The organism is Sphingomonas sp. ERG5 (assembly GCF_000803065.1).
Taxonomy (GTDB): domain Bacteria; phylum Pseudomonadota; class Alphaproteobacteria; order Sphingomonadales; family Sphingomonadaceae; genus Sphingomonas.
The window spans coordinates 1-13,100 of sequence record NZ_JSXI01000001.1; the positions used below are offsets into that span (position 1 = coordinate 1).

Genomic DNA, 13,100 nt, shown 5'->3' on the forward strand with positions numbered 1-13,100 from the left:
TAATATGCCTTTCTGAACTCATGGCAACGCTCGCCCTCGCCTGTTAAAAGGCTATATCGATTTTGGAGGCATGGGTGACCGGACAAACACGCGGTACGATCGAAATGGCGGTCGCCATGACGATCTCCGGGACGATCGGGTGGTTCGTCATCATGTCGGGGCAGCCGGTTATCGATGTGGTGTTCTGGCGTTGCGTGTTCGGCGCGGTGACCCTGGCCGCGATTTGTGCCGTGCGCGGACTGTTGCGCCGCGACGCGCTTTCGCTGCGGCAATTGCTGATCGCCATGGCCGGCGGCGCGGCGATCGTGCTGAACTGGCTGTTGCTGTTCGGCGCTTACGGGCATTCCTCGATCTCGATCGCGACCACCGTCTATAATACGCAACCCTTCATGCTGGTGGGCTTGGGCGCGCTGCTGTTCGGGGAACGGCTGACCGCGAACAAGTTGCTCTGGCTGGCGGTCGCGTTCGGCGGGGTGCTGCTGCTGGTACAGGCCAGGTCGGACTCGGCGCAGGCCGGATCGGATTATCTGCTCGGCATCGTCATGGCGCTGGCCTCGGCATTCTTCTATGCGCTCGCCGCCATCGCCGCCAAAAAACTCACCGGCGTGCCGCCGATGCTGATCGTGCTGGTCCAGGTGATCGTCGGGGTGGTGCTGCTCGCGCCGCTTAGTCATCTCGCCACGCCGCCGAGCGGCGCTTCGGCATGGGCGATGCTCGCCTCGCTCGGGGTGATCCACACCGGCCTGGCCTTCATCCTGCTCTATGGCGCGATCCAGAAATTGCCGACCCATTTGGTCGGCGCGCTGTCGTTCATCTATCCGCTGGTCGCGATCATGGTCGATATCGTCGCCTTCGGGCACACGCTGCATTTGCTGCAAGTGGTGGGCGGCGCCGCGATCCTGTTCGCCGCGGCGGCAACGACGCTCGGCTGGGCGCCGATCGGACCGCGACGATAGGTGCGGCCGGTTTGTAACGAAGTGTGGCTGAAGGAGGGGAACCCTTGAATACGCGCACATATGCCATAGATTGATGGGGCGGTACCGGGCCCCTCTGGCGAGGGCTTACCAAAGCCCTCGTGATGTCGGACCGCATCGAGCTTGCTCGGTGTCGGACATGGCCTGGTTCCCCTGCCACCCTCCCCACCAGCACCGCGACAGGCTCGATCGATCCACTTCGATTGGAGAGGCTTGTATGTCTATCATCGTCACGCGGCTCGTCGCCGCTCACCGCGCACTCAATCAGGAAATCGCGCGCGAAGTCACGCGCCGGATGCCCGACGCGTTCCGGCTCGCCACGCTCAAGAAGCGCCGGCTCGCGATCAAGGATACTCTGCACCGGCACCTCGCCGCCGCCCGCCGCGCGACGCGCGGCCGGTCGCCAGCGGCGATCTGACCCAAATCCCATTCAGGAAGCACATTATGGAAACCCGTTTCCCCGCCTTTGGCGCCGGCGTCCGGCAGGACGCCGCCTTTGACGAAGGCCTGCGCCGTCACATGCTCGGCATTTACCGCAACATGGCGATCGGCCTGGCGCTGACCGGCCTAGTCGCGCTGGGCATCGCCGCGACGCCGGCCCTGGCAGCGCTGATCTTCGGTACGCCGCTCAAATGGGTGGCGATGTTCGCGCCGCTCGCGTTCGTCATGTTTTTCTCGTTCCGCATCGAGCAGATGAGCCTGGCCACCGCACGCACCGCCTTCTTCGCCTTTGCCGGCGTGATGGGTGTGTCGATGGCAAGCGTCTTCCTGGTCTTCACCGAGACCAGCATCGCCCAGGCCTTTTTCACCGCGGCCGTGGTGTTCGCGGGCATGAGCTTGTGGGGTTACACCACCAAGCAGGACCTGACGCGTTTCTCGACCTTCCTGATCATCGGCCTGATCGGCGTGGTCGGCGCCAGCCTGTTCAACCTGTTCATCGGTTCGGGCACGCTGCAGCTGATCATCTCGGTCGTGGGCGTCCTGGTCTTTACCGGCCTGACCGCCTGGGACACGCAGCGGCTGAAGAGCGAATATGCCGCCTATGCCGGTACCGAGCGTGCCGACAAGCTCGCGATTATGGGTGCGTTGTCGCTCTATCTGAACCTGATCAACCTGTTCCAGCTGCTGCTTGGCCTGCTGGGCCAGCGTGAGGAGTAAGGCCTGTGAATACCAGCCGTAACATCCTCCCCTGTCCGGTATGCCGCAGCGAGCTGATGCCAAGCGAGCGTCAGGGCATCGAGATCGATAGCTGCCCGACCTGTCGCGGCGTGTGGCTCGATCGCGGCGAACTCGACAAGATCGTCGAACGGTCGGTCGAGTATCGCCCGCGCGGCGAGCCGGAAGCGTTCGGCCACGCACAACGTCATGGCCGCGATGATGACGATGACGATCGTCACCGAGGCGACCATTACCGGCGGAATGGCGGAAAGCGTCGCTCGTTCCTGTCGGATCTGTTCGACTGAATCCCGTCGATCGAACCGGGGTCACCGCCTGGGCGGTGGCCCCATTTTTTTCGGTTCGCTCCTCTTCAAACGCGGCGTGACACAAAACAGTCGCCGTTCCTGGATACGACGCGGTTTCGAGATCAAACTTTCGGAACCAGGTGAAAAGCGGTGACCAAACGACTGTTCGGGCGGGGTTTATTGACCCTTGCCCTCCTTATGCCAGCGGCGGCGGCAAATGCCCGGTCCCTGGAAATGACGGCTTTGCAGGATAGTTGCGGGCCGCGGGCTGATTCTCCTTCGCCCGAACATCTCAATCGCCTTGGCTGGGCGAGCGTGGCCCCCGGGGCAAATCCATCCCTGCAAAGAGCCTGGCAGATACTGACCCAGGGCCCGGCCGGCGGGGAACCGCTGAGCCACTCATCATTCGTGCGGAACGAAGGGGCCCGGACGATCTATCTGATCCTGTCGGAAGGCAAAACCGGGGATAAAGACCGATCCGTTCGGTTCTTCCATTGCAAGATATTGAACTTCGACGCGACCGCGCCGCTCGATGATCAGGAATTTGACCAATGGAAGGGCAGCCAGCGTCCTGCCAATGGCATATTGGACGCGCCCAAGCGGCAATGGGTGAATCCCGTTCCCGGCGTCCATAATGTTGCTTACAGCTTCGTGGCCAGGGGCAGCAAGGCAGCGACCGCGATGGGATTTCATGGCCATTTGCTCACCGCCATGGTGCCTATCCCCGCCGAGTGAGCCGATCGGGCTGTGCCACGGCAATTCTCACCTGCTGGCCCGGCTCGCCCGCATATGGAGCGCTCATCCGCACGCCAAAAACCAATTGCGCTACAGGACCGGCCGATCTAGCGTGCGACCGATTGCATAATGCAATCAGAATCGCGTGAAGGCGGGAAGCGGTATGGCCAAGCTCGTGTTCGGAATGAACCAGTCACTGGACGGCTATGTCGACCATATGTCGTTCGCGCCAAGCCGCACGGTCTTCCGCCACTTCATCGAAGAGGCCCAGGGGCAGGCGGGCAGCGTCTATGGCCGCAAAATATATGAGATCATGCGGTACTGGGACGACGATCATCCCGAATGGGGCGCGGATGAACATGCCTTTGCGGCGGCATGGCGCCGCCAGCCGAAATGGGTCGTCTCGCGCTCGTTGACGCCGGTTGGCCCCAACGCCACGCTTGTCGGGGATGATCTCGAGGAAACGGTCCGCGCCCTGAAGGCCGAGCGCGACGGGGAGATCGAAGTTGCCGGCCCGGACCTGGCGCACAGCCTCACTCAACTTGGCCTGATCGATGAGTATCGCATCTACCTGCACCCCGTCGTGCTGGGTCATGGCACGCCCTATTTCGCCGGCCCGCGGCCGCCACTCCGCCTTGTGGCTCATGATCGGATTGGCGAGGATGTGATCAGGCTGACCTACCTTCCTGCCTGATCTTGCGCGGCTGAAGTCTGGTCCAGGCGGCTACCGCTCGCCCGCCGGGTCCTTGGATTTCCGCTTGGCGTCGGGTGCGAACGGGTCCCTGGGGATCAGGTCGGAACGCCCCTTCTCGCGTGCATTTGCCCCGGTCTTCGCTTTGTAAATGCCGACACAACGGCGCAGTTCGGCAACCGCCGCGCCACTCCCCTCCAGGCTCAGCAGCTCAACCGGCACGTCGCCGCGATAGATATGGAGGGCCTTGGATGCAGCGAAATAGGAGGGAAATTCTGTTTCGAAATTCGTGACGAAACCCTTTTTTCCATCGGACTCCATTCCGACCACCTGCTGTTCGGGATAGCCGCCACTGGAGAGCCGAAAATTCAACTTCAGCCGGTCCATTTGCTTGATCGACCAATTGTCATTCAGGACCGAGAGCCGGTTGCTGTCATCGATATCGAGGCCGAGAAGGAGGGTGGTTTCCCCGGGCCCCGCGTACGTCCTGGTCAGGAAGCAGCCTTTTTTATCCTTGCTTGCCGCCACCGTCCAACCGCCGACAGCCCGCATGGCGTATTCCTCGGCGGATGCATGAGCGCTCGTGACTAGCCCTGTGAAGAGGGCGAACGGAATAACTGTCGAACGGACAGTCGCCCGAAACCAAACATGGACCAGTTCACGCATTCGGCACCTAATCTCCACGGCGATTTCATCCGACAGCGGCCATTGGCCACGAACGCAACGCGGTGGCAGACGCTCCGCAACCGATGGGACAATGACCGCTTCGGGTCGAGTCAGCAACTGACCTGCACGACGGAAAGGGGCGCAAAGCGCAACGGCGGCTCGACAAGCCGGTTTGCCGCCGGCCGCTTTGGGGCGGTGGCGCGGGCTGCTGCCTTTCGGCCCGCGCCATGAATCACCCAATGCGCATGGGCGGTGCGGCAAGGTGAATCCGACCTGTTCCTTCAATCGAGCAGCGCGAGTTCATTTGGTCCGGTAAACCAGCCCGATCACGCCACTGCTGAAGGTCTCGGCGCTGGCGAGCTGGAGGTCGACTGGTTCGGATAGTTTGGAGAAGAGCCGGAGCCCTTTTCCCAACGCGACCGGATGGACCGAGAGCCTGTATTCATCGATCAAACCGAGTGCGGCAAGCTCCTGAGCGAAATCGGCGCCGCCATGCACCACAATGTCCTTGCCCGGCTGCGCCTTCAGGCGCGCGATCTCATCGGCAAGATCGCCATTTGCGACAAAGGGGTTGGCCCAGGAACCCTTTTCCGATCCCTTTTCGTCGGCGACCGGCAAGTCGAGGCCCTTTCTGGTGAAGACGATCTTCGGAATGGCGTTCATCAGCGGGGCGAATGGTATGTCCGAGGTCGGATAGAAGGCCGCCATCGTGCGGTAGGAGCGGCTGCCCATGGCGTGGATTCCGGCCTGCCGCAGCGTGTCGAGGATCCATTCTCGGGAATCTGCGGCCGAGGCCCTGAAAATCCAGTCAGCTTCCCCTTTCGGGCCGCTGACGAAGCCATCGACCGAAACGGACATTCTAAGAACCAGCTTTCTCATCGTCATTTCCTTTGCTCGAGCCGGCTCCTTTGGCCTCTCATCGGAACGACGAACGAAGCTCCGCCAAATCGACATCAGCGGAATTTTTCTTCAGCGCTCGGATAGCGCTGCCGGGACGAAGGGACAGTAGCAAAAATGCCGTCCGGTCCGGTGGGGCTTCCGGCGCATCACAGCATTGGCGTTTCAGCAAAGACGGGAATGACGATGGTTCAGTCAAATCTCACCCCCTATTGAAAGCCGCCTTGCCCAGATGCGTGATGCGGCACGCCAGATCGGCCTCGCCGCTCGCCACGACATAATGGTCGCCGGCATCGGCGATGCCGGTCGTGAACACGACATTGTCGAGATACATCAGCTCCTTGAGTGGATCGGTCAACGCAGCGCGGGGCTCGATCAGCGGGTCGTGGCTGGTGTGCAGCACCACGCCCGGATCGTCGCGGTCGAGCAGCGACCAATAGGTGCGGTAAATGCCGACCACGCCGAGCGGCTCGACCCCGTGCCACAGCGTCAGCCAGCCCTTGTCGGTCAGGATCGGCGGCGCACCCCCGCCCATCCGCGCGGTCGCCATGGTCGCGGCATGTGGGCGGATGCCGGGCTTGTCATAGGGTTTCCAGTGCAGCGCATCGGGTGAGCTGGCGAGATTGATCGACGGTCCCGCGCGCCATTCGCTGCCCGGTGGATAGGCGAAATAAAGATCGCCCAGCGGCCGGGTCTGCGCCCAATATTTGCCACCGACCAGTCCTTCGAAGACCAGCATGTCCTTGTTCTGATGATCGAGCACGATCCCCTCGAGCTGCCAGTCGAGCGCATTGTCGGAGGTGTAGAGCGTGGTCGAATGCCGTTCCGGGCTGACCGAGCAGGTCGTCATCAGCCAGCGGTCGCCGACCTTGCTGATCCGCGCGTCCTCGACGCCATAACATTGGTAGGGCGCGCGGGGAGCGATCGCGCGATCGTAATGTACGGTTTCGACCTGCGTCCCATCCGCCGAGAGCTCGACCGGCAGGAGCCAGGACAATGAGGTCAACGCCATCACCTTCCACCCGGCCTCCCGCATCATGAATTTCCGCGGGTCGGCGGTATCGACGAAGTTGAGCGGCCATTGGTCGAGCGCGTAGCGCCCATCGTCCCAGCGGATCGCATGGATATGCCCGTCGCGGATCGGCGTGCGCAGCGCCTCCGCCACCCGCACCATCAGCAGCAGATTGCCGTTCGACAACCGCGTCAGCCCCGGATTGAACGCGCCGAGCACATAGGTTTCGGCATCGACCTTGCCGGCGAGCGGCGAGCGCGCCAGATCGACATCGCGCGGGTCGAAAACCAATGCGTCAAAGCTCATTCGCCTTCGCTCCGTCGCGGCACCACGGTCATCTGCTGCACCACGGTGCGGCGCGGCTGAGTCAGCGCGAAATGCACCGCGACCGCGATGTCCTCCGAGCGCAGCATCGTTTCATCCTTCACTTTCTGCTTCTGCTCCTCGGCATCGATATCGGGATAGTGGAAATCGGCCTGGGTCTTGCCCGGTTCGATCAGCGCGACGCGGACGTCCTTGTCACCCAGCTCACGGCGCAGCGCTTCGGCAAAACCGGCAATGCCCGCCTTCATCCCGGCATAGATGGTCGACCCCGGCCCGAGCACATGCGCCGACATCGATCCGGTCAATATGATGTCGCCCGCTCCGGCGAACCGATCGACCGCGGCATGCGCGCTGAGCAGATAGGCGGTGAAGTCGGTCGCGATCTGATAACGCAGATCCTGCACGCTCGTCTCGGACAGGGCATTGGCGGGCACGGCGGCATTGATCACCGCGACATCCAGCCCGCCGAGCCAACTCACCGCATCGGCGAAATAGCGCGTGACATTGTCCGGCTCAGCCAGGTCGATCGCGGTGCCCGATCCCTCACCCACTTCGTTGATCCGCTTCAGCGCATCCTCCAGATGCTCCGGCGTGCGGCCGCAGATATGCACCCGCGCGCCCTCCGAGGCGAGCAGCACGGCGATCGCCCGGCCGATTCCGGTGGTGCCGCCGGTAATGATGACGCGCTTGCCCTTCAGCGAGGTGACGGCGGTATGGGCGTCTTTGAGGTCGGTCATGCAAATCTCCCGAGGGGTGTCGGGAGGACAAGCGTTCAGACTCGTGCCGGTTCCATCGTCACCCGGTCGAGTAAACGCCCGATCGCCGCGCGAACCGGCTCCTCGTCGAGCGTCGGCGCATGGCCGATTCCCGGCACGGTGACCAGTTCCGAGCCTTCCAGCGTCGCCGCCATCCGATCGGCGGTCTTCGCCGCAAACACGTCGGATCGTTCGCCGCGCACGATCAGCGCCGGCACACCCTGCAGCTGATCGAGCGCGCGCCACATGTCCGGCCCCGCCTCGTTGCCGGGCACGCGGAACGGCTCGGCGATCTTCATGTCGTAATCGAGCACGACGCGGCCCGCACTGTTGAGACGGTAGAGCCGCTTCGCCATCGCCAGCCAGTCCTCGATATCATAATCGGGATAGACGCCGTCATTGCCCTCGGCGACCGCGCGCGCGGCGTGCATCCAGGTCGGCCAGGCCTGCGACTTGCCGACATAGGTGCGGATCCGCGACAGGCCGACCGGGTCGATTTCCGGCCCGACATCATTGAGCAGCACACCGGCGATCTTCTCGCGCGCGGTGCCCGCCAGCAGCATCGTCACGATCCCGCCAAGCGAGGTGCCGAACGCGACATAGCGGTCGACGCCGAGTTCGCCGAGCAAAGCCTCGATATCCTGCACATAGGTCAGCGGGACATAGCTCATCGGGTCCTTGGCATAACCGCTCTCGCCGCGCCCGCGCAGGTCGATGGTGATGACGCGCCATTCGCCCGCCAGCCGCTGCGCCACCATGCTGTAATCGCGTGCGTTGCGCGTCAGGCCGGGCAGGCACAGGATCGGCGGGCGGTCGTCACGGCCTGGCCCCTCAAGCGCAGGGTAGTCGCGATAATGCAGCCGGATGCCGTCATTCGACCACCAATATCGATTTTCATAAGCGGCCATGGTTGCGTCCTGCGGTTCGAAACCACCATATCGCTGCATGGCAGCATCCTCGCAAGCATATCGACCCGAACGCGCGATTCTCGAACTGGGGGACGGTTTTTACGATCCCGTGGCGGCGGCGGACTTTCCCGAAACGAAATTGCGCTTCCGCAATGACCGCGCGGCGGCCCAGATCGGGCTCGATGCGCTGAGCGATACGGACTGGCTGGCGCATTTCGGCCGCTTCCAGCCCTTGCCCGGCAGCCTCGATCAGCCATTGGCGCTGCGCTATCACGGGCATCAGTTCCGCGTGTACAATCCGGACATCGGCGACGGACGCGGTTTCCTGTTCGCGCAGCTGCGCGACGATCGCGGCCGGTTGATGGACCTCGCCACCAAGGGCAGCGGCCAGACGCCGTGGAGCCGCTTCGGCGATGGCCGGCTGACATTGAAGGGGGGCGTGCGCGAAATCCTCGCCACCGAAATGCTCGAGGCGCTCGGCGTCGAGACCTCACGCACCTTCTCGCTGATCGAGACCGGCGAAGCGCTCGAACGCGGCGACGAACCCTCCCCCACCCGGTCGGCGGTGATGGTGCGGCTCAGTCACGGCCATATCCGTATCGGCACCTTCCAGCGGCTCGCCTACCACCGCGATGCCGAGAACATGCAGCGGCTGATCGCTTATGTCCTGCGGCACTATTTCGGCGAGGAGGCGGGCGAGGACGGCGCCGTGCGCCTGCTCGATCATGTCGTGCGCGGCACCGCGAAGCTTGCCGCGAGCTATATGGCGGCCGGCTTCGTGCACGGCGTGCTCAACAGCGACAATATCAACGTGACGGCGGAAAGCTTCGACTATGGCCCATGGCGGTTCGCGCCGACCTGGGATCCGGGCTTCACCGCCGCCTATTTCGACCATGCCGGCCTCTACGCATTCGGCCGTCAGCCCGAGGCGATCCATTGGGACGCGATGCAGCTTGCCGTCGCCTTGCGCGCGGTCAGCGAAGCGCCGCCGCTGATCGCCGTGCTCGACACGTTCGGCGAACACTATCAGCCGGCCGTGTCCAATACCGTGTTGTGGCGACTCGGCGTGCGGCCGCGCGATCCGGAGAGCGACCGCGCCGTGGTCCAGGCGGTCGAGCGCGGCCTGCGCGGCGAGACAGCGTCGATCGACCGCTTCTTCTTCGACAGTTTCGGCGGGCAAGTGCCAGAGAGCCAGGGCGCCGCATTCGACGAAGCGCGCACGATCCTGGCGGCGTACCAACCGCGCGCCGATCGTTCGCATCGCTATTGGCACGGCGACGCGCCCTGCTCGATGCTGATCGATGAGGTCGAGGCGATCTGGGCCGCGATCGACCGGGACGACGATTGGGCCCCGCTGGAAGCGAAGGTCGCTGCGATCCGCAACATGGGTGAAGCGCTCGGTTGATCCTACTCGTCCCGGGGAGGATCACATAGGCCAGTGGATTCCCCCGAGAAACTAAGGCAAAGCTTTCAACGATGGCGGGCACCGAAATCATCTCCAGCGAACCGGCGACCGGCGCGATATTGTGGCGGCGCGCGATCGGCGATGTCGATGCCGAAGTCGCCCTGGCCCGCGCGAGCTGGGCTGCCTGGGCCGCCCAGCCGCTCGCCTTCCGCATCGAAGCGCTGCGCCGCTTCGGCAATGTCGTGCGCGCCCGCACCGACGCCTTTACCGATCTGATCGCGCGCGAGACGGGCAAGCCGCTATGGGAAGCGCGCACCGAGGTCGAATCCGTCATCGCCAAGGTCGACATCTCGGTCAGCGCCTATGCCGAGCGCACCGCGCAGCGCCGTATCGATGCGCCGATGGGCAGCCGCATGGCGGTGCGTCACAAGCCGCACGGCGTGCTCGTGGTGCTCGGGCCGTATAATTTCCCCGCGCATTTGCCCAATGGCCATATCGTGCCCGCCCTGCTCGCCGGGAACGCGGTGGTGTTCAAACCGTCGGAAAAGACCCCGGCGACCGGAGCGTTCCTGGTCGACTGTTTCCATGCCGCGGGCATTCCCGAAGGCTGTATCCGCGTCCTGATCGGCGGCCCGGCGGAGGGCAAGGCGCTCGCCGAGCACCCGGATATCGACGGACTGCTGTTCACGGGCTCCGCGCGCACCGGCCTCTTGCTCAACCGCGCCTTTGCCAACCGCCCGGAAAAGATCCTTGCGCTGGAAATGGGCGGCAACAACCCGATCATCGTGTGGGAAGCGCCCGATCTTCATTCGACCGCGGCGCTGATCGTCCAGTCCGCCTTCACCACCGCCGGCCAGCGCTGCACCGCCGCGCGCCGCCTGATCGTCGACGACCGCGTCTATGACCAGGTGATCGAGCAAGTGAACAAGCTGACCGGCAAGCTGATCGTCGGCGAACCGCACGCCACCCCCGCCCCGTTCATGGGCTGCGTGATCGACAATGAATCCGCCGATCAGCTGACCGAGAGTTTCCTCGAACTGATGATGCGCGGCGGCCGCCCGATCCGCCACCCCGAACGGCTGGTCGAAGGCCGCCCGTTCCTGACTCCCGGCCTGATCGATACGACCGAGATGAAGGATCGGCCCGACATCGAATTGTTCGGCCCGATCCTGCAAGTGATCCGCGCCAAGACCTTCGACGAGGCGATCGCCGAGGCGAACAACACGCGCTACGGCCTGTCGGCGTCGCTGATCAGCCAGAACCCGGCGCTGTACGACCGTTTCTGGGCCAATGCCCGCGCCGGGATCGTCAACTGGAACAAACCAACCAACGGCGCCAGTTCGGGCGCGCCGTTCGGCGGCATCGGCTGGTCGGGCAACCACCGCCCCAGCGCCTATTATGCCGCGGATTACTGCGCCTATCCGGTGGTGTCGAACGAAGCGGATCAGGCACGGGCCTCGATCGGGGTGGGGCTCAGGGACGGCTAAGGCCGTGCCGCCCGGCGACGCGCCCCCCTTTTCCGTTCGTTTCGAGCGCAGTCGAGAAACAGGCCATAAACGCTGCGCAAAGTTTCTCGACTGCGCTCGAAACGAACGGGGACTGACGGGTCAATTCAACGCTGAAGTGCCCCGGGCCCAACGGCCTCGCCTCTTGCTCCCGCATCAACGGCCGCGACACTCCCCGTCTCCACCTCCCCGGTCTGCGCCCGCCACCGCGCCTTGATCGTCTCGCTGGTGTCGCGCGACCCGTCATGGCTCCACCCCGGCGGCGCGACGATATAGCCAAGCTTGTTCTTCCATCCCGGCGTGCGCCACACATCGCGGGCGATGCCGACCCATTCATGGAACGCCGCCCACAACAGATTGAAACTGCCGAGATTCTTGACGATGCCATAGCGTGGCCGGTCCTCGTCGCGCTCGGGCTCGAAGGTGCCGAACATCCGGTCCCAGACGATGAACACCCCGGCATAATTCTTGTCGAGATAGCGCGGATTGGTCGCATGATGCACGCGGTGGTGCGACGGCGTGTTCATCACCGCCTCGACCCAGCGCGGCAGCCGCCCGATCGTCTCGGTATGGATCCAGAACTGATAGACCGTGTCGAGCGCGCCGACGAACAGCAGCATCGGCGGCGGAAAGCCAAGCAGGAACAGCGGCAGGAAGAAAATGAAGCCAAGGCTGACCAGATTGGTCCAGGGCTGCCGCAGCGCGGTCGACAGATTATAATGCTGGCTGGAATGGTGAATGACATGGCTCGCCCACATCAGGCGCATGCGGTGCGACGCGCGGTGCGCGACATAGAAGCTCAGATCGTACAGGACGAAGGCGAGGGTCCAGGCCCACCAGCTATAGGGAATCTGGAATGGCGCATAACGCTGCAGCGCCAGCCCCATCACCACCACCGCGCCGCCGGTGAGCACGCTCGCCACCGTACTGCCGAGCCCAAGCAGCAGCGAGGTCAGCGTGTCCTTCACATGATAGCGCGAACGATCATGGAGCCGCGCGAAGATCATCTCGGCCACGACGAACAGCACGAAGGCGGGCACCGCATAGCTGACCGGATTAGGCAGATTGGGCATCGCGTCTCGCTCCGATCTGTCCGGCACGGTTGAGCCGGTTCGCCCACGCCGCCGCATCATCGCCCAGGTCGAGCGTCACTGTCCCGAACATGCTTTCGCCGAGCGAGACGGTCAACGACTGCCGGTCCAGCGCGGCATGGACCGGGGATTCGATAAAGCGCGTGACGAAATGATTGCCATGCGCGCGGATCACCATGTGCCGGTTCGCGGCATCGCGCAGCAAGGCCGCCCGCCCGCCGCGATCGATCGCGACATCGACCGCCCGAAACCCGCACCACGCCTCATCGGCCAGACGGCGGGCATGATCGGCATCGGCAATGCGCGGCGCCGCGCCAAGGCCAAGCAGGCGCGCGACCAATGTCATCGCCAGAACGGCGAGCAGCGACCCTGCGAACACCAGCCAGTTCATCCCCTGCCCTCTCAACGCCGCCCAAATCGGGAGCCATTCTGCCGGAGGCGTTCCGACTCTTCGTTCGGGTCCATCCTCATTTCGGCACAGATGCCGGGCGGCGGCTTCGATAGTAACCGCTACCATCTTTGGGTGCAATGCAAAGCGTTGGGTCCGCCAGGTCAAGCTCATGGCACGGCCAACTCGCGGCATATGGCGGCCTACCACGCCACGGAGCCGATTTGTTACGATGCGTTCGGTGTGGAGCGGACTCTATCCAGAAATAGTCGAGGCCCTTTTTTTC

Annotated in this window: 15 protein-coding genes; 8 read left to right on the plus strand and 7 right to left on the minus strand. The window is 63.9% G+C overall.

All coding sequences use genetic code 11. The annotated features are described in order from the left end of the window. The first annotated feature begins 74 nt into the window (after positions 1-74). From OO12_RS00005 to OO12_RS00030, 6 genes are all read left to right on the plus strand, one after another. On the plus strand, positions 75-956 hold the full coding sequence (locus tag OO12_RS00005; protein WP_200887348.1) for a DMT family transporter: 882 nt from the start codon (positions 75-77) through the stop codon (positions 954-956). 235 nt (positions 957-1,191) lie between these two features. Beyond that, on the plus strand, positions 1,192-1,392 hold the full coding sequence (locus OO12_RS27320) for a YdcH family protein (protein WP_235364616.1): 201 nt from the start codon (positions 1,192-1,194) through the stop codon (positions 1,390-1,392). A gap of 26 nt (positions 1,393-1,418) precedes the next feature. Next, positions 1,419-2,132 carry a Bax inhibitor-1/YccA family protein gene (locus OO12_RS00015; RefSeq protein ID WP_034156595.1) on the plus strand — a complete coding sequence of 238 codons (714 nt, stop codon included), beginning with the start codon at positions 1,419-1,421 and terminating at the stop codon, positions 2,130-2,132. Between the two features lie 56 nt (positions 2,133-2,188). Further along, positions 2,189-2,437 (plus strand): zf-TFIIB domain-containing protein, encoded by a 249-nt coding sequence (locus OO12_RS00020; RefSeq protein WP_034156596.1) that lies wholly within the window; start codon positions 2,189-2,191, stop codon positions 2,435-2,437. Between the two features lie 150 nt (positions 2,438-2,587). After that, the gene (locus OO12_RS27805; protein ID WP_152616183.1) at positions 2,588-3,172 is read left to right on the plus strand and encodes a hypothetical protein; all 585 of its coding nucleotides are present in this window, start codon (positions 2,588-2,590) and stop codon (positions 3,170-3,172) included. 163 nt (positions 3,173-3,335) lie between these two features. Then, positions 3,336-3,866, plus strand: coding sequence for a dihydrofolate reductase family protein (locus OO12_RS00030; protein ID WP_034156598.1), 531 nt, complete (start codon positions 3,336-3,338; stop codon positions 3,864-3,866). Positions 3,867-3,896: 30 nt separating this feature from the next. Here the strand turns inward: OO12_RS00030 and OO12_RS00035 are convergent, their stop codons facing one another. The 5 genes from OO12_RS00035 to OO12_RS00055 all read right to left on the minus strand — a co-directional run bounded on the left by OO12_RS00035 (position 3,897) and on the right by OO12_RS00055 (position 8,425). Beyond that, positions 3,897-4,529, minus strand: coding sequence for a hypothetical protein (locus OO12_RS00035; protein ID WP_052215357.1), 633 nt, complete (start codon positions 4,527-4,529; stop codon positions 3,897-3,899). A 300-nt stretch (positions 4,530-4,829) separates the two neighbouring features. Then, positions 4,830-5,408 carry a dihydrofolate reductase family protein gene (locus OO12_RS00040; protein ID WP_034156802.1) on the minus strand — a complete coding sequence of 193 codons (579 nt, stop codon included), beginning with the start codon at positions 5,406-5,408 and terminating at the stop codon, positions 4,830-4,832. Between the two features lie 220 nt (positions 5,409-5,628). Next, positions 5,629-6,744: a glycosidase gene (locus OO12_RS00045; protein ID WP_034156599.1), complete on the minus strand. Its 1,116-nt coding sequence runs from the start codon at positions 6,742-6,744 to the stop codon at positions 5,629-5,631. After that, positions 6,741-7,499 (minus strand): SDR family oxidoreductase, encoded by a 759-nt coding sequence (locus tag OO12_RS00050; protein WP_034156600.1) that lies wholly within the window; start codon positions 7,497-7,499, stop codon positions 6,741-6,743. Before OO12_RS00050 ends, OO12_RS00045 begins: the two co-directional genes overlap by 4 nt. 35 nt (positions 7,500-7,534) lie before the next feature. Then, positions 7,535-8,425 carry an alpha/beta fold hydrolase gene (locus OO12_RS00055; protein ID WP_034156803.1) on the minus strand — a complete coding sequence of 297 codons (891 nt, stop codon included), beginning with the start codon at positions 8,423-8,425 and terminating at the stop codon, positions 7,535-7,537. A gap of 37 nt (positions 8,426-8,462) precedes the next feature. On the opposite strand from OO12_RS00055, the gene OO12_RS00060 reads away from it, so the two are divergent. Next, positions 8,463-9,830, plus strand: a complete 1,368-nt coding sequence (locus OO12_RS00060; protein WP_034156601.1) for a protein adenylyltransferase SelO — start codon at positions 8,463-8,465, stop codon at positions 9,828-9,830. A 71-nt stretch (positions 9,831-9,901) separates the two neighbouring features. Then, complete coding sequence (gene astD / locus OO12_RS00065; RefSeq protein WP_034156602.1) at positions 9,902-11,317, plus strand: succinylglutamate-semialdehyde dehydrogenase; 1,416 nt, start codon at positions 9,902-9,904, stop codon at positions 11,315-11,317. Positions 11,318-11,442: 125 nt separating this feature from the next. Here the strand turns inward: astD and OO12_RS00070 are convergent, their stop codons facing one another. After that, the gene (locus OO12_RS00070; RefSeq protein WP_052215359.1) at positions 11,443-12,408 is read right to left on the minus strand and encodes a sterol desaturase family protein; all 966 of its coding nucleotides are present in this window, start codon (positions 12,406-12,408) and stop codon (positions 11,443-11,445) included. After that, positions 12,392-12,817, minus strand: coding sequence for a hypothetical protein (locus OO12_RS00075; RefSeq protein ID WP_034156603.1), 426 nt, complete (start codon positions 12,815-12,817; stop codon positions 12,392-12,394). Before OO12_RS00075 ends, OO12_RS00070 begins: the two co-directional genes overlap by 17 nt. Positions 12,818-13,100 lie beyond the last annotated feature (283 nt).